Source organism: Mucilaginibacter arboris, from assembly GCF_009754915.1.
Taxonomy (GTDB): Bacteria; Bacteroidota; Bacteroidia; order Sphingobacteriales; family Sphingobacteriaceae; genus Mucilaginibacter_A; species Mucilaginibacter_A arboris.
Genome location: NZ_WPIK01000015.1, coordinates 13124 through 33792 on the forward strand (window position 1 = coordinate 13124; position 20669 = coordinate 33792).

The following is a 20669-nucleotide window of genomic DNA, read 5'->3' on the forward strand; positions in this document are numbered from 1 at the left end:
ATTATTTAATGCCGAAAATAAGCAATGATTTGTTTGGAGTAGGAGAGAATTATTAAGAAAATCAAAAATGCTTGCTGATGCTGTTTTTATCACCTGAAAATCCTTGAAAACCAATTTCTGATTTTATTAGGGTAGCAACAGGAAAATGCTAACTTTGCAATCGCAAAAAAGGAGAGGTGTCTGAGTGGTCGAAAGAGCAAGCCTGGAAAGTTTGTATACCCGCAAGGGTATCGTGGGTTCGAATCCCACCTTCTCCGCAAATATTAAACGCATTTTATTGGATAAATTGAAGTGCGTTTTTTATTTTCTTTTGATTTTTGCTTTTTTTAAGTTAAAACAAATAAAAACCCTGGTATTTACGGCTTAATTTGTAACAATAATTTTAGCAATTTCAGTAGAAGGATGTACTGCACAATGATAGGTGTAAGTGCCTGGGTTAGAAAACCGGTGCAAGTAGGTTTGGTTGACAGCTAAAATTTTACTGTCGAAACCTCCTGCGGAGTCAGTAACAGAATGTGGAGCGGAATCCAGATTAGTCCAGGTAACACTTCCGCCGGCTTTTAGATAAACAATTGTAGGCACGAAAGCGAAATTTTGTATAATAGCGGCTGCTGCAACTACCGGTGTTTTAGCGCCTGTTTGAGGTGAAGGGGCCGGAGAAGGATTATCGTTAGGACTTGATTTGTTGCAACGTATTAATAAAAAGATAGTTGTAATTGCAAGTATCAGGTTTATTAACTTGTTAATTTTTTTAGTAGTTATTTCAGTATATAGCATTTTGCTGCAATTTGCGTTTTTGTTTAACTTACTCCGTTCAAAATTACGCCATCTTCAAAAAAATATATAAATTTAAGAATGCAGCTTTTGCGGATTGCAAGAGCTAAATCTGACCCTTTTGTAAAACCAAAATACGCTTTGCCGCATTCAACTTCAAAACAAATGTGATTTTTTAGCCGGTCCCTTATATCCTCCCTTACAATAGGTTTTCGGAAAATAAAATATTCAATGTTTTGAAAATCTATATTATCCAACTCTGCCAAAAAACTTCTGACATTTTTTTCAAATGTATCCATCTAAATTTAAGGGTTTTAATATAAACAGAAAAACATTTTTATATTTTTTTATTTGAAACGCATGTTAGAAGTCCGGGCGTAATGTAAGTTGCTTGAGCAGGAAGAAAGTGAGCAAATTAAATTTAGGCCCAATGCAGCAAGAAGGATAATTTTTTTCATGACCTTAAAAGTTAAAGTGTAACAAGCAGACTTTTACAAACCATGTTCCAATCAGCAAATACGCGCAAATGCTGCTTTTAATGCTAAAGCAAGCAGATAAACAAGGTAATATTTGCCCGTTTTAATTTTAGTTAGTGGAGATTTTTGCCCGTTTTAGAAGCAGGCGCCATTTTATTCTGTTTAGGGTTATTCTTTACCAGAAACTGATGGGTTTTTAATTTGAATAAAAAATACAAGCTTTTTATAATTAATACGCTATTTTCAAAGTGAATATCGATTATATGTTATGCTTCGTTTAACCGATAATTATTCATGAAGCCGTTGAATCGAAAGTTAAATGATAAACAATCTGAAATATGATGAATACAACAGCAATAAGGGCAATTATTACGGGAACTACAGGAATGGTAGGCGAAGGCGTACTGCACGAATGTTTACAACACCCGCATGTAGGAGCCGTTTTGATAATTAACCGGAAACCATTAGGCTTGTCCCATCCTAAATTAACGGAAATTATTCATACAGATTTCTTTGATCTGTCTGCCATCGAAAGTCGGCTTAAAGGTTATAATGCTTGTTTTTTCTGTCTCGGCGTTTCTTCCGTAGGCATGAAAAAGCAGGATTATTACCGCTTTACTTATACGCTGACCATGAATTTTGCAGAAACGCTAAGCAGGTTAAATACAGAAATGGATTTTTGTTATATTTCCGGAGCGGGGACAGACAGCAGCGAAAAAGGGCGGAGCAACTGGGCAAGGGTAAAAGGTAAAACCGAAAACGATTTGATGAAGCTGCCTTTCCGCCAGGCCTATGCTTTCCGGCCGGGCTTTATCAAACCCACCAAAGGATTAACCAAAACCCACAAGTTTTATAAATATATTTCCTGGCTGTTCCCGCTGGGCCGGGCTTTGTACCCCGATGGCTTTTGTACATTAAAGGAACTTGGATTGGCCATGATTGAAAGTGTAAGCAAAGGTTATCCAAAAAAAGTAATTTCAGGAAAAGACATTATTAAGCTGGCAAAAGAAGCATCATAAATTGAATTGATACGATGGAAGATCCAGAAGAAAAACTTAACCGGATTATTGAAGCGCGGATGAAACTGAAAGCGCGTTTTGAAGAAAAAATGAAGCAAACACCTTCTGTTGCAGATGATGTTCCCAAAGGCAGCGGAAAACCAAACCGGCATGGCATGCCAACCATCCCGATAGGGCAAACGGCAACTGTAAAATGGCCGGTTCTTGATCTGGGTTATCAACCTACAATTCCGTTGGACCGCTGGCGTTTAACTATTGATGGCGCAGTTGAAAACCCCGTCCGTTTAACCTGGAAACAGTTTATGGATTTGCCTCAAACAAAAGATGTTTCCGATTTTCATTGTGTTACTACCTGGTCTAAATTAAATATGCACTGGATAGGTGTAAGCCTGATAGACCTGGCAGCACTGGTTCAGCCTAAAGAAACAGCAACGCACGTCATGTGCTACGGTTATGATACGTATTCTACAAATTTATCTTTAGAAGAAGCATTAAAACCTGATGTTTTACTGGTTCATACTTTTGAAGGACAACCTTTACCAAAAGAACATGGTGGACCGGTACGAATGATTACGCCGCAATTATATGCTTGGAAAGGTTCAAAATGGATAAAAAGAATAGAATTTTTAACAGCAGATAAATTAGGTTTTTGGGAAGACCGGGGTTATTCTAATACCGCTTATCCCTGGAGAAATGACCGTTACAGCGATTAACAACTAATTTTCGTCTTCAAATTGTCAGGTGTGTGAATGTGAGGTCATTTATCGTTTCTCTTCCTAAACGTGAGCTTTAGAAACGCTAACTTTGATCAGATTAACACGGAATACTCTTTTTATCGGTGTTTTTTCGTGTAAAATCACATTCAATATGAATTCTAAAAAATTATCAGATATTTCTTTTTCTGTTCTCGATCTGGCAGCCGTAGCAGAAGGCCGTACACCGGCAGATACTTTCCGTAACAGTTTAGACTTGGCGAAAAATGTAGAAAAGGCCGGTTACACGCGTTATTGGTTTGCCGAACATCATAACATGGTTAGTGTTGCCAGTTCTGCACCTGCTATCCTGATTGGTTATATTGCCGGAAACACAACTTCTATCCGTGTTGGTTCCGGCGGTGTAATGCTGCCCAACCACGCACCTTTAATTGTGGCCGAGCAATTTGGTACGCTGGCTTCTTTATATCCCGGGCGTATTGATCTGGGTTTAGGCAGAGCGCCAGGTTCCGATCAAATTACTGCTTATGCTATCCGCGGAGAAAACATGAATGCTTCTTATCATTTCCCGCAGGATGTAGAAAGTTTATTGACATTTTTTTCGGATGAAAATGTAAACGGACAAGTTCGTGCTAATCCGGGAGAAGGTTTGGATATTCCAGTTTGGATTTTAGGTTCAAGTACAGACAGCGCTATGCTGGCTGCAAAAATGGGTTTGCCTTATGCTTTTGCCAGTCATTTTGCCCCGGCCATGTTTTTAAAAGCCATTAATTTATACCGGCAGAATTTCCGTCCTTCCGGGCATGTAAAAGAGCCTTATGTAATGGCTTGTGTCAATGTGGTTGCTGCGGATACTGACCAGGAAGCAGCACGTTTGGCTACTTCTTTGTATCAGTTTTTTATTGGCGTGATTTCCGGAAGAAGAAAACTGCTACAGCCACCAGTAGAAAATATGGACGAACACTGGACGATTTATGAAAAAGAAGCTGTAAACCAAATGCTGGGTTATGCTTTTATTGGCGGGCCGGAAAAGATCAGGACTAAAATGGAAGATTTTATAGCAAAAACACAAATTGACGAAGTGATGGCAACTTCACATATCTTTGATCATCAGGCAAGATTGCATTCTTACCAGCTTTTTGCAGAAGTATTAAAATCAGCAAACCCGGTTTTGTTATAACTGGTTTTTGTTTGATGCTTCTTTTATCGCCTAAAAATTGGTGTTTATTAAATTAAAGCAGAAAGTTTTATCGCTAAGACAGCAACTGCATCAAAACACAATTTAGAAACCATCATCCCGGTATTACCAAACCTTGCATTATCCATTTACGTTTTTTATTTCAAAAACATACGCATCTGCAATAGGTTTCAGTAAAATTAAAGGAAGTTAAATTGATTGTTAAAAAGCATTATGCTTCTTTTACTGCATAAAAATTAGTGCTGATACTAAAACAATAGATTTATAGAAAGGTCTGTGCAGGCAAATTCAAAAAAAGAATACTGTTTTTATCAGTATAAAATCGGAACTTATATAGACTGATAATCAGCCTAAGCTAAAGCAAATTTTTGATAATCTTTTTCACTCAACTCAACTATAACTTGTGCATCGGAAGTACCGGAAGCCATTTCCAAAGGTTCCCGTGTTATGGTAAAATAATTTTCGTAAGGTTTTGGCAGTTTTTGCAGCAGCGGATGTTTTTTGACAGGTTTTAGCATAATGCCAATATGAGGAGCATCCTGCTGATCAATAAAGGAAGTTTTAGATAAGCAATATTTGTATCCTTTCTTAATCAAAAACCCAAGTAAACGTTTGGTCAGTATCGTTTTCATCGTCTTTCAATTAACTTATATAAAAATAAGTAAAGTAATTTGTAGTTTAAGGAAATGTGGATAAATATTCAATTTTTGTTAATAAATGATTTGATGTAGATAAAAGGCTGGTAAAAACAGCTATTTTTAGATCGTAAATTTTTTGTAGGGTTGAATTATTAAAACCCGTTTAGTTAAAAAAAGTATTAGATTTAAACAAAAAGGCAGATAAATATTGATTTTACCAATAAAAAATTTTTGATTAACAGTGGTTCCAGAGGTATTTGAAAAGCATGTGCAAAAATGTTTGCAGAACCGAATGCAAATGTAATTATTACTTATAAAGGCATGTAAATATTTATGAGGTCGGGGATAGGTAATGCTAAAAAGAGCATCGGCAGTTGCAGCCGATGCTCTTTTTACAGGGATAAAATTATAGTCAGAACAAAATAACAAGCGGTTGTTTACTGCACCTTGTAACGGTAATTAAACCTGCCGATGTTTCCGTCTTTATCAATCCCTTCGGCAATAACGCGATAGGTGCCTGTGCCATCAGAATTATAGTATTCAAAAGAAGCATTGCCATCTTTATCGGTTACAATGCGTGGGTTCCAGTAAATGGTACTTCGGTAATCAAATCCCTGCATTGTGCTTTTGGTTACTTCGTATTTAGGCGAATAAAAAACGCGGCTGCTGGTGTATCCTTTTGGCACAAAAGTTACAACGCTTGGCTGCGGAAGCAAGTCCTGAATATCTTTTATCGAATATTTTTTCTTTTCTACTTTCTTCATGTTCACTTCCAAAACCCCGTTGGTGCCATAAGTACGGTTAATCCCGCTCAGTTCATCTTTCAAAAACACTTCAACAGATTCTACTTCCGTTGCATTTAAACTGTTTAAATAGCTTACATCAACCGGCATCCCATCAACAAAAACCTGAACGGGTGTTTTATTTCCGGCCTGGTAATCCCGGCGCACATAAAAGTTATTGTCCTGATACATCAAACCTAACAACGAGCCTTGCAGGCACATGGTAAACATATTGCAGGGCGATAGCTTGTCGCCGGTAATTAACTGATCGGGCCACAAGGCTAAACCTGTTAACGCAGGATAATCTGCATGGCTTGGCTTTTTGGTAGCTGCAACACCCCTAATGGTTACTTCTTTTAAAGTGCGGGTATTAAAATATTGCCTTTTGCTATTTTGCAGGTACGTGTTCAGGCTACTGTCAATATTCATTATTTCATCCGGTAATTGCGGGTTTTTATTTACAGGCTGATTGGCCGTTCCGCTGAGCATGATCATCATATTATTGCTGCCGGAGTTTCCTTTGGCGCTTAAAACAACTTTAGACGAATCGCGCACCAATATCTTTGGAAAAATAAAAACGCCGGAAGCATTGGTGACGGTTTGTGTAGTAAAACTATGATCTGGAACCTGAAGTTTAACTACGCCGCGTGCAATTGGCATGCCCGAAAGGTCCCTTAACGTACCGGTAATATCAATGCCGCCTTCAGGATAGAAAGTAATTTCGGGATATTTTCCGGCTAAAATTGCTTCGTAAGAGAAACGGCGGTAACCCTGGGTCAGCATTAATATGTCCAGGTCAGCAGCAGTTTGCTCGTTTGGATTTTTGAAGTAATAATTCGGCTTTTCGATGTAGCCTTTTAGATCAGAAGTAAGCAGCAGATAGGTTAAAATAGTAGTTTCTGCATTTTCATCAAACGGAACCTTGCTTTCATCAATTACTGCTACCGATAAATTAGCTTCGGATGGCTGTGTTTTATTTTTTGCAGTTACGTTGATCTTTACTTTTTCGCGGGTAACATAAGCTGTTTTTGCAGAGCTTAGCGTTATGCCTAACTGATCGTTGTGCTGGATAAAAGTAACCCGTTCATTGATCGGATGGCCATCCGAAGAAAATAAAGTAAGCTGTACCAAACCGCTTGGAAATTTAGTTTTAGGAATGGAAGCACTGTAAATTAACGCTTGTAAAGTAGTTTGTGCGGCGTAACAGATGATGCCGCCACTGCGGCCAATGATGTAAAGGCTTTTGTTCTGGTTTTTTTGAAGGAAAGCATCATTTGAAGCAATCCGGATGAACAGGTTATTTGCGTCTGTATTGTTAACAGACATGCTGATACCTTCTGCAGAAACGCGCGGCAAGTTTACGGTACTTTTAGAACCATCGGCAAAAACCACATTGGCACGGTAAGTTTTACCAGTTTCGGGCATTAAAGCAAAAGCGCCCATTCCTAAGTGGGTTGAAGCAAAATCAGCAACAGTTTTGCCATCATTATCGGTAATTGTACCTTTTACATTGATGCCTAATCCGTTTGGCCCTAATGCTTTTACAGCTACTTTTGTACGGACTCCGGTTATCAGTTCGCCGCCTTCCGGAAAAAACTGTAAATCGGGCGTTGCTGTTGCCGTTCTTAACGGAAAAGTATTGGTTACAGCTTTTTTATCACCAATGGCAATTACGGTAAATAAAGTTCCGGTATTTAAAGCCGTGCCTTGTTTACTGGCAATATTTATTGGCAGGAAGCCATTTTGATCTGTTGTGCCTTTGCCTTTTGCAACTACATCATAATCTACTTCCACGCGCCAGCTTACTTTTTTATTAGCGTACGGTGTTCCATTTGCATCCTTATAATAGATGCCTGCATTGGCTTTGGCAGCATTATCTTTAGTTGCACCCGAAAAAGAAACCTTAGTTAACACGTTGTTCTCCACTAAATCTCCAATGGTAAGCGCCTTATTGAAAAAATAGTCTGGACTATCATTGCGCATGTAATTGGTATAAGCGCGAAGGTGATAATTGCCTTGTTTGTAAGTTAAAGGCGCAAGTGTAACATCACCGGAAGCCACACTGTTAACTACCGGGAGTTTCAGGGTTTGTACCAGCGAATCGCTGTTGGTATAAATATCTACATAAACAATCTTGCTTAAAACAGAAGGTTCATGCAACCCGGCAGTTACATAAGCTTTAAACCAGATGGTATCGCCAACGGCATAATAAGGTTTATCAAAATGGAGATAAATTTTTTCTACCGGATGGCTTTCTGAAATTTTAGCCGTTTTGTTAAGAATAGTGTTTAAGCCGACTGTATCCTGAGCAAAAGCCGAAGAACAGGCAGCAGAAATTAGTATCGATAAAAGAAGTATCAGTTTTTTAAGTTGCATAAAATAATTTTGTAGCTAAACAGGGCTAATATAATTCTTTCCGTTTTGGCAAGTAATAAGCGGGCTAAGTTTAACATTTTTTTACAATTGCTGGTGGGTTAATTGTTCAATCCATTTTTTGAAACGGGAGTGTAAACCAGAAAGTAGAACCTTTATTTTCCTGGCTGATGACACCAATTTCCCCTTCGTGCTGCACAATAATTTCTTTGCTGATATATAAACCTAAACCGTTGCCTTTAAACCTGTTATCATCAGGATATGCCCGAAAGTAACAGTCGAACACATGCGGTAAAGCTGCTTCCGGCATTCCAATTCCAGAATCTGTTACCGAAACTTTTAGCAAATCTAAAGTGCTTTCAACATAAATTAGGATCCGGCCGGCATGCGGGGAATATTTAATAGCGTTGGAAATAAAATTGATCAGCACTTGTTCTATCCGCAAAGAATCCGCATAAATATCGATAATCGTATTTTCTTCAATTATCAGTTCAAATTCCGGGTTTTGTAATCTAAAAGTATCTGCACAACTTTTTACCAAAGCAGAAAAATTAAATATTTCTTTTCTGAGTTCTATTTTGCCATTTTGTAGTGCAGTCATATCCTGCAAATTATTTACCAGTTTTACAAGTCGGTTCACTTGTGTTTCTGTTTTCTGCACCAATTCCAGCACGCGCGGGTTTTCTTCTTTTTCGGTAAGTTTTTCAAGCAGGCTTAAAAACAGCATAATGGTAGTAATGGGCGTTTTAAGCTCATGACTGGTTATACTCAACAGCTCTTCCTGCTTTTTTAAAAGTTGATAGTTGGCATCATACTTCTGCTGCAGATTGATTAAGTTGTCGATATCAACATAATCATCTAAAGAAATTACATGAGCTGCTTTTGCAGTAAACTTATCGGCAGAAAAAGTTTTGCTGTTTTTGTTTTCCATTGTGCTTGGTTTAAGCGTAAAATTCTCTGCATAATTTATGTTGATAAAAGAAGTATCTGTATTTCTTAAAAGCATTTATTGCAATCTGAAAGCAGGATCGAAATCGCTCAAATTTATCGTCCTGTTTCTATTTTAAAGTATCTTAATCGATTGATTAACGTTTTTTAACAATTTTATTTTCTACCGGTGGTTTAATCGGGATATTTTCTGGGTGAGTTTTGCGCTGCCCATCTCCAAGGTATTTCATTGGCCAACTGTAATTTCAGTGAGTTCCATCATTGTTTCCTTTTCGGTTTGTGCTTTAACAGGTATTTTCTTTGGATATTATCCGGCACAAAAATCTTCGAGATTAGACCCGATCGAAGCGCTGCGGTATGAGTAGGATTTAAGGCTGATGCTTTTTTTAAGACACAAAAAGCAATAATAATTTAATTATTTCCGCTGATAAAAGAAGTATCCGCCTACTTTTAAAATTATTCCTTAACATAAAACGACGACCAGTCAGCCGTCGTTTTAATTCAAAAAGTTTAGGTAATGGTAAACTTACTTTGCCTGGGCAAATTCTAATCTCAGATCAATAGTAACATCTTTGCCAACAGTTGCGCCGCCAGCTTCAGTTGCTGTATTCCATATTAAACCATAATCAAAACGGTTAACTACGGTAGAAGCTTTAAAACCAACTTTAGTGTTTCCATAAGCATCTTTAGCGCTTCCACCGTAAGTAACATCAAATTTTACAGGTTTAGTTACGCTGCGGATAGTCAGGTTGCCTAATAATGCATATTTATTGCCAGCTAACTTTTGCATAGAAGTGCTTTTAAACGTCATGTTCGGGTATTTCCCTGCATTAAAAAAGTCATCGCTTTTCAAATGCTTGTCGCGCATATCGTTATCGGTATTGATGCTGTTTACATCAATGTTAAAATCGACTTTAGCATCAGTAAAATCAGGTTTGGTATTGGTTAAAGTACCGTTAAAAGTTTTAAAATTTCCTTCTACTTCAGAAATTACCAAATGGGTAACGGTAAATTTTGCAGAAGAATGCGCAGGGTCAACATTCCATTTAGTTTGGGCAAATAAAACAGACTGGCTTAAAACAAGTGCAGCGGCAATTATCAGTTTTTTCATTTTGTCGGATAGATTTAAGTAATTTTTATTAATTATTATTTCCAACAAAAGTAGCATTGTTAAAACTATGTTTAGTTGAGGCAGATCAAGAAATATGTTTGAACATTTAATTTAAAAACAAGATCATAAATGATCTAAAAATAAAAAATGCTTCTTTTACCGCTAATAAATTTGTGCCATAAAAGAAGCATTGCAAGTGATTATAAATCAGGATAAATTATAAGCAGGATCTGTAACCGCAGCAACAATTTGTGCCTGGCCGGCCAGTAATGCTTCGGCATATTCCTGGTGAAGTATACGTCGGGGCAACTCATTCGGAAAAAATTCAAGGTCCCACAATCCTGCCTGGTGCCAAACGGTTAAATGGTCCCAGTCTGGCCGGTCAATAATAGGGTAAATGCAAACTCCCCACAAAGGGATTTTCTTTTGCAGTAAAATTTCTATTTCATCTGCAATATACTTCATCCATTTCGGCCGGTCTTCTTTCGGGTGACTGGTTTCTGATAAAACTACAGGTCGCTGATAGCGTTGGTAAGCTTCTGCCAGTAAACTGTTGAACGGCCTGAAGCGGGGGTCGCGAGGCTCATCGATCCACTTCAAGAATTGATGTGTTGTGCTAACCCATTGATTATTATAATAATAGTTGAAACCGAGTATATCAAGGTAATTGGTAGAACCGCCAAGTTCCGGACAAATACGGCCCGAAAGAATATCGAGCACCTGATACTGGTTTTCGTGCAGGTTCTTTGCAGCTAAAAGTTCTTCTTCTGTGGCATTTAGCGGCGGTACAACCTGTATCAATGGCTCTGTTGTCATGATCCGGATAGAAGGATCTATTTCGCGCATCGCTACAATAGCATCGATATAAGCACGCATCAGCGCATATTTTAAATCCCAACCCTGGTTGATGCTGTAAGGCGTAGTACCACGCACTTCACCGCCCAGCCAGGAAATGAAGCTTACTTCGTTTATAGGTGTAACAATCAGCACATCGTCTGGACTAACCGAACGATAAAAACGTACAAAAGCACGGCATAAAGCAGAAAAACGCGGTGTAAAATGGGGATGGGTTGGCGTTAAATCTGTTGCAAAACCAAAATGGCAAATATCCCACACTTGTTGTATGCCGTTGGCTTTGCCTCTTTCAATCATGTGGGCAACTGTAGTCCAATCGTATTCGTATGGTTTTTTTTCGACGTGGCTCCATTGGATACCTTCGCGCACAGTTTTAATATTAAACTGTTCCAGGTCCTTGTAATCCTGATCTATCAGTTCCAGATGTGCGGTTTCCTTCAGTAAGTCAACCCGGTTTCCATAATAATTCAGCTGGTCTGTGCATTCGTAACCTGCCATCCAAAAAGACTGGAAAGGATTTTTGTTCATTTTATATTATTTATTTAATATCGTAAAAGACATTGTTAACAGGAAAAAGCTTTTTTTGTGAAGTAAAATATTTGTTTCTTTTAAAATATTTTATCCCTTTCAGGTTTGTGCTATTTATGGCACTACAATTTCACCCCGCAGATAAGTTATCGCTTTACCTGAAATCAGTACCCGGCCGCCGTTATTTTCACACCAAAGTTCTCCTTTTCGAGCGGATAACTGGAAAGCGTGCATACTGTTTTTACCTAACCTTTTTGCCCAGTATGGAATTAAAGTACAATGTGCAGAACCGGTTACCGGATCTTCGGGAATACCGCTGCCGGGAGCGAAAAAGCGGGAAACAAAATCAACCTCTTTACCAGGAGCAGTAACAATAACGCCGATTGTATCAATCTTGCTTAGCAAATTAAAATCCGGGTTTAGGTTGATAATGTCTTCTTCCTTTTCGTAAACCATAAAATAGTCTCTCGATTTTTGTATGCTAAAAGGAGTACTGCCACCGCCCAAAGCCTCAAGCAAAATATTTGGTGTTTTACAAGTTTGAGGCGGACGTGAAGGAAAATCTAAAGAATAAAGCTCATCTTTTTTGGAAACGACCAATGTTCCGGCAACTTTTGTTTTAAAATTGATGTGCTCTTTGGTATAATTTAACTCTGTACAAAGAATATGAGCGGAAGCTAAAGTAGCATGTCCGCACAGATCAATTTCCAGTTCCGGTGTAAACCAGCGAAGCATAAAACCATCTCCGTCAGGAACAAAAAAAGCAGTTTCGGCAAGATTGTTTTCTAAAGCAATTTGTTGCATCGTTTCATCCGGAAGCCATTCTTTTAATGGACAAACAGCAGCAGGGTTTCCACCAAAAAGCCGATTGGTAAAAGCATCAGCCTGATAAATAGGGATAGTCATGATTATGATATGAGTTATAGGCTAAGATAAAATTTTACAACGAACCTTACTCTATCCATATAACAGAATTGCCCGTGCCATACTGATTTTGCTCCCATAGTTTGTTTCCGGGATCTAAAATCCAGTTTCCATCTACCAAAAACTTATAGAGATACTTGCCTGGTTTTAGGCGTATATTGATTATCCATACATCGCCTTTGTGCTCAAGCGTATAGCCTTGTTCATTCCAATTGTTAAAATTACCTGCAAGCCGTACAGTATGTGCCGAACTATAACCTTTTAAAGTAAATGTATGATTTGGTTTTACTGCCAAAAATGAGTTGGTATTACCATCTATTGTTATTTGATTTGGATTAAGCGGATCAACTATCCACTGGCCGTCTGCAATAAATTTATATTGATAATTGCCGGCAGAGATAGTATAATGAAGTATCCAGCCAGTAGTAGTTTTTGTTAGTGGAAGCATATTAGTATCCCAATTGTTAAAGGTGCCTGCCACAAAAACTTTATGGGCATTAGTATAGCCGTTTAGCTTAAAGGTAACAGCTTCGCCGAGCAGAAGCACCGAGCTGAGAACACTATTCTGTACCTGAGTAAGCTTATTTGCCGGATCGGTTATCGAATAACCATCAACTATAAAACGGTATAAATAATTACCGTCGTGCAGGTATAAAGGACATTCCCATCTGCCATTTTTTAAACGCATCGGTATTTCGTTCCATTTATTAAAACTGCCTGCAACAGTAATTTTACGGGCTGATGGATAACCAGCAAGCCTGAATGTATAATTATAGCGGAAGTAAATAGAATTGTTGTTGCCTACACCATCATCTTCACTTAGTTTGTTATTTACATCAGTTGTCCAGTTGCTGTTAATAATAAATTTGTATGCATATTTACCGGGTTCCAGCCTTACATCAAACACCCAGCCACTGTCGGTTTTGTTCATATTGCCTTTAATGGTGCTCCAGTTATTAAAACTTCCTGATACAAACACACGTCTTGCCTGTATATTGCCTGGTACAAAAAACCTGGTTAAACCAGATGAAAGTTCGTGTACGGTAACCCTCGAAAAATTATTAACACCATAAGCCACTTCTGACGGATAGCCCGGCCTCGAACTACTTTTATACACATTACTGCTAAGGAAATACGGGGTTATTTGTATGTTTTCCTTTCCGTCTGATAACGAGCGGTTCAATTCAATAATATTCTTTTTTGCTTTAACATCCCAACCATTTTTAATAGCAGGCAGGTAATTTCCCTGCAGCAGCATTTCTGCAGTTTGTCCAACTATACCACCAACCCGTAGCAAGCTATCTATCTCTGTTTTACTTGTATGAACATCTACTATTAATATTAAATGATCACGAGACATAACAATACGATTACGCTTCTGTGCCCGTGCTTCCATTAAGCTGCAGAGCATCAGTAACATTGTAAATAAATGTTTAAGCGTTCTCATTTTGGTTAATGATGAGTATAAATGTACATTTCAAATTCTTTTTTAGCGAAGTTTATGGTGAAGATGCCCCTTGCAAAAAAGTCGTAACCTAATATACCATCAAACGTGTAACCATAAAATTTGCCTATGTTTTCAAGGTTAGAAACTAAAACACGGTTATTTGGAAAGGTATAACCGTCAATATTTAGCTTGTTAAAAGAAGCATAAATGATTTCGTAAGATTTTCCTCCAACACCCAATACATTATTACGATTAATAACCTGTAATGATTTGATGATTTTTTTAGAAACATGAAGATCGAGCATGTTGGTTTCGGCGCCGGTATCAAACGCAAACCAAATACTTTTATCATTAACGTTGCCTTTAATAAACATTACATCGTTCATACATTTAAAAGTGGTTTTAACGTCAGGCTTGTCAAATACTTTTTCTCCCGGCAGTATATCTCCATTTTTATCAAGCTTATGAATATAAAGCAGGTTTTTAGAAATATCTACCGTTATGGCAAGCTTGGCAAACAGGCGGGTACCTAACAGGCCCAGAATTTTAATCTGTTTGCTGTTTTCAATGCCCGACAAATCGGTCACATCGGCTACAAGGCGGTCGTAATGTAAGTCAAATCCTAAAGATAAATTATGAACAATGGCTGTAAAAGTGTTTGAGGAACGGCCATTGATTCCGCCCGATTCCTGTTCCTTGATCTTAGGAAGGCCCCGAAAATAAGTAGAATTTAAAATGAGATAAGGAGCACCCGTATCCAATACAAAGTTGCCCCCTACAGAATCCAACTGTGCTTCTACAATAATCAGGTTTCCAGCTCGTTTAATAGGGATTGCTAAAACTTTAAAATCGCCGTAAGGGTCAGAATCGCTTTCAATTAATGATTTAAAATTAATACCGCCAATAATAATATCCGGTTTGCCCATAGCTTTTACGCCACTTAAGGCCGATAGCAAAAGTACGATAAGCAAAATCCGTTTGAACATGTGGCCAAGGTGTAGGAATAAGACGCCGGGTAGGTAAATAAAGTTACACAGCTAAGGCCATTTTAAATAAAACGTATTTGGAAGTTTTTAGAAAGAATGATTGATTAAAACAAATCCAACTGCGTGCTTCTTTTATCACCCATATTTTGTGTTCGTACCAGGTTAACTAATAAATGAGCTTTACGGGTTGGATCGGGAATACGATAACCGGAAATACATTGTTTAATAATAGCCAGACTTTGTTCTAAAGTAATGCGGTGGCCGGGAGAAATAAAAACCGGGTTAACTTTATTTTTAGTACGAAGCGCTGCGCCAATTACTTCTTCCTGATCGTAAATTAAACTTGCTGATCCGGCAGTTTCCGGCAAAGCTTCAAACTTCCCGGTTAATAAACTTTTGGCACAACCCATTGCAGGCGTATCGGTAACTAAACCAAAGTGTGTTGCAATGCCCATTCGGCGCGGATGTGCAATTCCTTGCCCGTCTAAAACCATTAAATCGGGTTTTACTTCTAATTGGCCCCATGCTTTTAACAGAGAAGGGATTTCGCGGAAAGAGAGCAAACCTGGAATATATGGAAAGGAGGTTTTGCTGATAACCGTTGCTTTTGCAACTTCCTGTAAAGGCGGAAAACTTAAAACGATGATTCCGGCATAAACCGTTTCTTCGTATTTATTAAAAGAAATATCAGCTCCGGCAATGGTTTGGATGGGTTTTAAAAGTGGTTCAATCCTAATTTCTTTACGAAGCTGCTGTTGCAGTTCGATTGCCTGGACAGGGGTGAGGTTTTCGTATTCCTCCGGAGAAATTAGTGGCATAAAAGAAGCATTTTAACTTTAACCAATATTAGCAGAAAGCGTTTTCGCAAAGGCTGTAAAACAAAAAAGCTTTCATTTCTGAAAGCTTTTTTGTGATTATCCTAAATAGGATTTTAAAATTTTACTGCGTGAAGTATGCCGCAATCTTTGTAAAGCTTTATCTTTTATCTGGCGGACACGCTCGCGTGTCAGGCTGAATTTTTCTCCGATTTCTTCCAGAGAAAAAGGGCTGCTGCCCCCTAAACCAAAAAACAACATGATGATCTCACGCTCGCGTTCTGTTAACGAAGATAAAGAACGCCTGATTTCTTCTGCCAGCGATTCATCAATCAACATAGAATCTGTGTTTGGTTCTTTGTTTCCTAATACATCCAGCAGTGTATTTTCTTCTCCGGTAACAAATGGCGCATCCATAGAAACATGGCGGCCGGAATTGCTCAGCGTATCAGAAATTTTATCAACAGTGGTTTCCAATGTATCGGCAAGTTCTTCTGGAGATGGCTCGCGTTCGTATTCCTGCTCCAGCTTAGAAAAAGCTTTGCTGATTTTGCTTAAAGAACCAACTTGGTTTAGCGGTAAACGTACAATACGGGACTGTTCTGCAATAGCTTGTAAAATGGATTGCCGGATCCACCAAACAGCGTAAGAAATAAATTTAAAGCCTTTGGTTTCATCAAAACGTTTGGCAGCTTTTATTAAACCCAGGTTTCCTTCATTAATTAAATCGCCTAACGTAAGCCCTTGGTTTTGATATTGTTTTGCCACAGAAACAACAAAGCGCAGGTTGGTTTTGGTCAGGCGTTCTAACGCTGCCTGGTCGCCTTCCCTGATTTTTTGTGCTAAAATAACCTCTTCTTCTGCTGTAATTAAATCAACCTTGCCAATTTCATGAAGATATTTATCTAATGATTGCGACTCACGGTTAGTAATAGATTGCGTTATTTTGAGTTGTCTCATTTATATTTTATACCTTGTTTCTTGTGTCTGACCTAAAAACGTTCAAAAATAAAAAATATCTGCAAAAATTACCATCGCTTAAAACACTATTCGTATTTATTGGTTTCCAAAACTTTATTTTGAGGGCAACAGTGTCAGAAATTGGAAATGTTTTTCACGGTTTAAATATCACTTAGGTTAAAAGTTTCATTTAGCCGGATACCTTTTTCTGTTCTTTTTACAGTACAGCATTCGTTTTCCGGGTCGTGTTCTAAAAACAAAACATAGTTTTGATCGGCAGCTTCTTCCAAAAACACTTTCTTTTCGGTTAGCGTTTGCAACGGGAACATATCATAAGCAGGAATATAAGCTAAAGGAATATGGCCGGCAGTGGGCAGCAAATCGGCTACATAAACCAATGTTTTATTTTTGTAGCTGATTTGCGGCAACATCATGGCTTCGGTATGCCCGGAAGCAAAACGCACAGAAATTTTATCGGTAAAAGAAGCATTGGCCGGATTGATAAACTGAAGTTTTCCGCTTTCCTGTATCGGTAAAATATTTTCTTTCAGGAAAGAAGCTTTTTCGCGTTCGTTTGGATAGATTGCCCAGTTCCAGTGTTTTTTGTTACTCCAATAATTGGCGTTTTTAAAAGCCATAACAGGTTTTTCGTTTTCCAGGTTCACGGCCCCGCCAACATGATCGAGGTGAAGATGCGTGAGGAAAACATCAGTTATATCATCCCGATGAAAGCCTAAATCATTTAAAGACTGATCGAGCGAAGCATCTCCATGTAAATAATAATGACTGAAAAATTTTTCACTCTGTTTTTTGCCAATACCCGTATCAATCAATATTAGCTTTTCTTCATCTTCAACCAACAGGCAACGCATGGCAAACGTACACAAGTTATTTTCATCCGCAGGATTGGTTTTATTCCAGACGGTTTTGGGTACAACGCCAAACATGGCGCCGCCATCCAGTTTAAATAATCCGGTATTGATGGTATGGAGTTTCATGAGAGGGTGGAAGGATCGAAACTAAAAATAGTCTAAATAATTGAAGATTTAGACTTAAAACTATTCTGTAATTAAACTATTCTGTAATTGATGCAATACTTCGTTCAATGCTGATTCCTTAATTATTCCTTTTATAGATAGGTCTTCATCCAAAATATCCCATCTAAGGCCAATACCATCAGCAATTAGTTCCCATTGATCTAACTCTGCCTGGCTTGCTTTTTTCAATTTTGGATAGTTGCTTAAAGCAATTTTCACTTCCATATTATTGTTTAGTTGCACAACTAGCCTATCCAACTTTTTGTCGGCTAAAAGCACTTGTTTTGCACGTAAACCTTGTTCGAAAATTAGACGATCAAAGGGATCTTTAGCTTTTTTATTTATGATTTTATCAGGGTGATTAATTTTCGAAGTGCTCATGCCATTTTTTAATTAGTGTATTATAATGCTCTCGAAGAATATTCTTAATTTTTCGCCTTTCAATAAGTTTAAAGCCATAAGAGTATTCTTCGAGTAATTCTGGTTCTAACCAATATTTTGCATTTGAAGTGTTTTTAGTAATATGTATGTGTGCTGGTTCATCATTTTCATTGCTATAAAAACTGAATTTATAACCATTTATTTCTAAAACTTTTGGCATCTAAACAAATATAATTAAATAATATTATATCAATACTCAGGATTCCTTAGAGACCAGTTTCAAACCCAATATCGATGCAATCAATAGAAAAATAAAAAATAAACGCCAAAAATCAGCTGGTTCTTTAAAAATAAAAATACCTATTAAAACAGAGCCGGCTGCGCCAATTCCAGTCCAAACAGCATAAGCGGTGCCGATAGGAAGTGTTTGAATGGCTTTATTCATCAGCAAAAAACTTAAAGTGATGCAGATAAAAAAGCCAATGCTCCATTTTAAATTGCTGAAGTTGTTGGAAAATTTAAGGCAGGTGGTAAATCCAACCTCAAATAAACCGCCAAGAATTAGGTAGAACCAAGCCATAGTTTTTTCAGTTATCGGTTGTAAGTTGCCAGTTTTGGGTTTTGATGTCTTGCTGCTGTATAAGTTGCAGGATTGTATTTCAACTTTCAAGCTGATTAAAAAATAAAAACCTGTGTTACCACAGGTTTTTAGGTGATAAAAGAAGCATGAGATCAGTTGCCGGACATCAGTTGCCAGTTGCGAGTTGTGAGTTGCCGGTTTTATGGTGATAAAAGAAGCATGGAGATCAGTTGCCGGAGATCAGTTGAAGTTACCAGTTGTGAGTTGCCAGTTTTATGGTGATAAAAGAAGCATGGAGATCAGTTGCCAGTTTTGAGTTGTGGGTTGCCAGTTTTTAAAACAGAACTTTGCAGTAAGCACTTAAGCCAATTTTATGGTGATAAAAGAAGCATCGTATATACTTACGTCTGAAAAGAACTGGCAACAGGCAACTCCAAACCGACAACTCATCTACAAGTGGATCACTTCTCCGTAAGCATCGGCCGCAGCTTCCATTACCGCTTCGCTCATGGTTGGGTGGGGATGTACGGTTTTAATAATTTCGTGCCCTGTTGCTTCCAGTTTTCGTGCAACAACAACTTCCGCAATCATTTCAGTTACGTTAAAACCAATCATGTGCGCGCCCAGGAATTCGCCATACTTGGCGTCAAAGATTACTTTTACAAAACCGTCTTTCGCTCCGGCAGCGCTTGCTTTTCCTGAAGCAGAGAATGGAAATTTACCAACCTTAATATCATAACCAGCTTCGCGGGCAGCTTTTTCGGTATAACCTACAGAAGCAATTTCCGGAGAGCAGTATGTACAGCCGGGAATATTATTATAGTTTAAAGGCTCCGGGTTTTGACCAGCAATTTTTTCAACACAAATTATACCTTCAGCAGAAGCAACATGCGCTAAAGCCTGGCCTTTTACAATATCGCCAATTGCAAAAACGCCATCTACATTGGTTTTATAGAAATTATCTACCAGAACTTTGCCTTTATCCGTTTTAATACCTAATTCTTCCAAACCTAAGTTTTCAAGATTGGTAGTAACGCCTACGGCAGAAAGCACCACATCAGCTTCTATCACTTCGTTGCCTTTTGCTGTTTTGATATTTACTTTACATTTTTGGCCTGAAGTATCTACCGATTCTACTGTAGAACCAGTCATGATATTGATACCGATCTTTTTGAAAGAACGTGCCAATTGTTTGGAAACCTCTTCGTCCTCAACAGGAACAATATTGTCCAAATATTCAACCACGGTAACTTTTGTGCCGATAGAATTATAAAAGTAAGCAAACTCCACACCGATAGCACCAGAACCAACAACTACCATGCTTTCAGGTTGTTTGGGCAGGTTCATGGCCTGGCGGTAGCCAATTACTTTTACACCATCCTGTTTCAGGTTGGGTAACTCGCGCGAACGGCTTCCTGTTGCCAGGATGATATTTTTAGCTGTATATTCTTTTGCTGCGCCATCTGCACCTTTAACTTCAACGGTCCCTTTGCCTTTTAATTTGCCGGTCCCCATAATTACATCGATCTTGTTCTTTTTCATCAGGAACTGGATGCCTTTGCTCATGCCATCGGCAACGCCACGGCTTCTTTTGATAATGCTTCCGAAGTCAACTTCGCTGCCATTAACCTTTAAGCCATATTCTTCTGCATGATTAATATATTCAAAAACCTGGGCACTTTTTAATAATGCTTTGGTTGGGATACAACCCCAGTTAAGGCAAATGCCGCCTAAAGATTCTTTTTCGATGACCGCGGTTTTTAAACCCAACTGCGCCGCACGGATAGCAGCTACATAACCACCGGGACCAGTGCCAATAACAATGACATCGTAATTCATATATATCCTTTTTAAAATTTTATGCTGATGCCAAAGCTAAAAAAAAATGAGGTGTGTTTGTAAGGAAAAAATGTTTAAAGGGGCAAGTTGGATTTTGGTTGATAAAAAAACATCTTTAACAACGATTATTTTGATGGATTACTATACCTTTTCTATCTAAAAGTAGGATAATAGTTGAGAGCCCTATTGAAATTTATATACCAGATGCTTAGATATTCTCAGGATCGATGCTCATACTTCTTTTATGCTTGTAAATGTTGTTTTCGTAATACATGCTGATAAAAA

Annotated in this window: 19 protein-coding genes and 1 tRNA gene; 4 read left to right on the forward strand and 16 right to left on the reverse strand. The window is 38.2% G+C overall.

Annotated elements, in window-relative coordinates; translation table 11 throughout:
- Nucleotides 1-170: 170 nt before the first annotated feature.
- A tRNA-Ser gene (locus GO621_RS15265) sits at nt 171-257 on the forward strand.
- 106 nt (nt 258-363) lie between these two features.
- Here the strand turns inward: GO621_RS15265 and GO621_RS15270 are convergent.
- On the reverse strand, nt 364-777 hold the full coding sequence (locus GO621_RS15270) for a plastocyanin/azurin family copper-binding protein (protein WP_157568575.1): 414 nt from the start codon (nt 775-777) through the stop codon (nt 364-366).
- 811 nt (nt 778-1588) lie between these two features.
- Between GO621_RS15270 and GO621_RS15275 the strand changes: the two genes are divergently transcribed.
- The 3 genes from GO621_RS15275 (at nt 1589) to GO621_RS15285 (ending at nt 4162) form a co-directional block, all read left to right on the forward strand.
- Complete coding sequence (locus tag GO621_RS15275; RefSeq protein WP_198170273.1) at nt 1589-2269, forward strand: NAD-dependent epimerase/dehydratase family protein; 681 nt, start codon at nt 1589-1591, stop codon at nt 2267-2269.
- Between the two features lie 14 nt (nt 2270-2283).
- Complete coding sequence (locus tag GO621_RS15280; protein WP_157568577.1) at nt 2284-2982, forward strand: molybdopterin-dependent oxidoreductase; 699 nt, start codon at nt 2284-2286, stop codon at nt 2980-2982.
- Between the two features lie 154 nt (nt 2983-3136).
- The gene (locus GO621_RS15285) at nt 3137-4162 is read left to right on the forward strand and encodes an LLM class flavin-dependent oxidoreductase (RefSeq protein WP_157568579.1); all 1026 of its coding nucleotides are present in this window, start codon (nt 3137-3139) and stop codon (nt 4160-4162) included.
- A gap of 368 nt (nt 4163-4530) precedes the next feature.
- Here GO621_RS15285 and GO621_RS15290 read toward each other — a convergent pair whose 3' ends face one another.
- From GO621_RS15290 to lpdA, 15 genes are all read right to left on the reverse strand, one after another.
- The gene (locus GO621_RS15290) at nt 4531-4812 is read right to left on the reverse strand and encodes a hypothetical protein (protein WP_157568581.1); all 282 of its coding nucleotides are present in this window, start codon (nt 4810-4812) and stop codon (nt 4531-4533) included.
- Between the two features lie 443 nt (nt 4813-5255).
- Nucleotides 5256-7976, reverse strand: a complete 2721-nt coding sequence (locus tag GO621_RS15295; RefSeq protein WP_157568583.1) for a carboxypeptidase regulatory-like domain-containing protein — start codon at nt 7974-7976, stop codon at nt 5256-5258.
- Nucleotides 7977-8082: 106 nt separating this feature from the next.
- A complete protein-coding gene (locus GO621_RS15300) occupies nt 8083-8904 on the reverse strand; it encodes a sensor histidine kinase (RefSeq protein ID WP_198170274.1) in 822 nt (273 codons plus the stop codon).
- Nucleotides 8905-9447: 543 nt separating this feature from the next.
- Nucleotides 9448-10032 (reverse strand): YceI family protein, encoded by a 585-nt coding sequence (locus GO621_RS15305; protein ID WP_157568587.1) that lies wholly within the window; start codon nt 10030-10032, stop codon nt 9448-9450.
- A 207-nt stretch (nt 10033-10239) separates the two neighbouring features.
- Entirely contained in the window at nt 10240-11415 is a 1176-nt protein-coding gene (locus GO621_RS15310; protein ID WP_157568589.1) for an amine oxidase, read from the reverse strand.
- A 114-nt stretch (nt 11416-11529) separates the two neighbouring features.
- Entirely contained in the window at nt 11530-12321 is a 792-nt protein-coding gene (locus tag GO621_RS15315; RefSeq protein WP_157568591.1) for a PhzF family phenazine biosynthesis protein, read from the reverse strand.
- 46 nt (nt 12322-12367) lie between these two features.
- The gene (locus tag GO621_RS15320) at nt 12368-13759 is read right to left on the reverse strand and encodes a glycogen-binding domain-containing protein (protein ID WP_198170275.1); all 1392 of its coding nucleotides are present in this window, start codon (nt 13757-13759) and stop codon (nt 12368-12370) included.
- A 32-nt stretch (nt 13760-13791) separates the two neighbouring features.
- Entirely contained in the window at nt 13792-14772 is a 981-nt protein-coding gene (locus GO621_RS15325) for a pepsin/retropepsin-like aspartic protease family protein (RefSeq protein ID WP_157568595.1), read from the reverse strand.
- 104 nt (nt 14773-14876) lie between these two features.
- Entirely contained in the window at nt 14877-15590 is a 714-nt protein-coding gene (gene nfi, locus GO621_RS15330; protein ID WP_157568597.1) for a deoxyribonuclease V, read from the reverse strand.
- A 96-nt stretch (nt 15591-15686) separates the two neighbouring features.
- Nucleotides 15687-16547: a sigma-70 family RNA polymerase sigma factor gene (locus GO621_RS15335; protein WP_157568599.1), complete on the reverse strand. Its 861-nt coding sequence runs from the start codon at nt 16545-16547 to the stop codon at nt 15687-15689.
- A 161-nt stretch (nt 16548-16708) separates the two neighbouring features.
- Complete coding sequence (locus GO621_RS15340; protein WP_157568601.1) at nt 16709-17545, reverse strand: MBL fold metallo-hydrolase; 837 nt, start codon at nt 17543-17545, stop codon at nt 16709-16711.
- A 60-nt stretch (nt 17546-17605) separates the two neighbouring features.
- Nucleotides 17606-17965, reverse strand: a complete 360-nt coding sequence (locus GO621_RS15345) for a DUF2442 domain-containing protein (protein ID WP_157568603.1) — start codon at nt 17963-17965, stop codon at nt 17606-17608.
- Nucleotides 17946-18185 (reverse strand): DUF4160 domain-containing protein, encoded by a 240-nt coding sequence (locus tag GO621_RS15350; RefSeq protein WP_157568605.1) that lies wholly within the window; start codon nt 18183-18185, stop codon nt 17946-17948. Before GO621_RS15350 ends, GO621_RS15345 begins: the two co-directional genes overlap by 20 nt.
- A 36-nt stretch (nt 18186-18221) precedes the next feature.
- The gene (locus GO621_RS15355) at nt 18222-18545 is read right to left on the reverse strand and encodes a DMT family transporter (protein ID WP_157568607.1); all 324 of its coding nucleotides are present in this window, start codon (nt 18543-18545) and stop codon (nt 18222-18224) included.
- 450 nt (nt 18546-18995) lie between these two features.
- A complete protein-coding gene (gene lpdA / locus GO621_RS15360; RefSeq protein ID WP_157568608.1) occupies nt 18996-20384 on the reverse strand; it encodes a dihydrolipoyl dehydrogenase in 1389 nt (462 codons plus the stop codon).
- Nucleotides 20385-20669 lie beyond the last annotated feature (285 nt).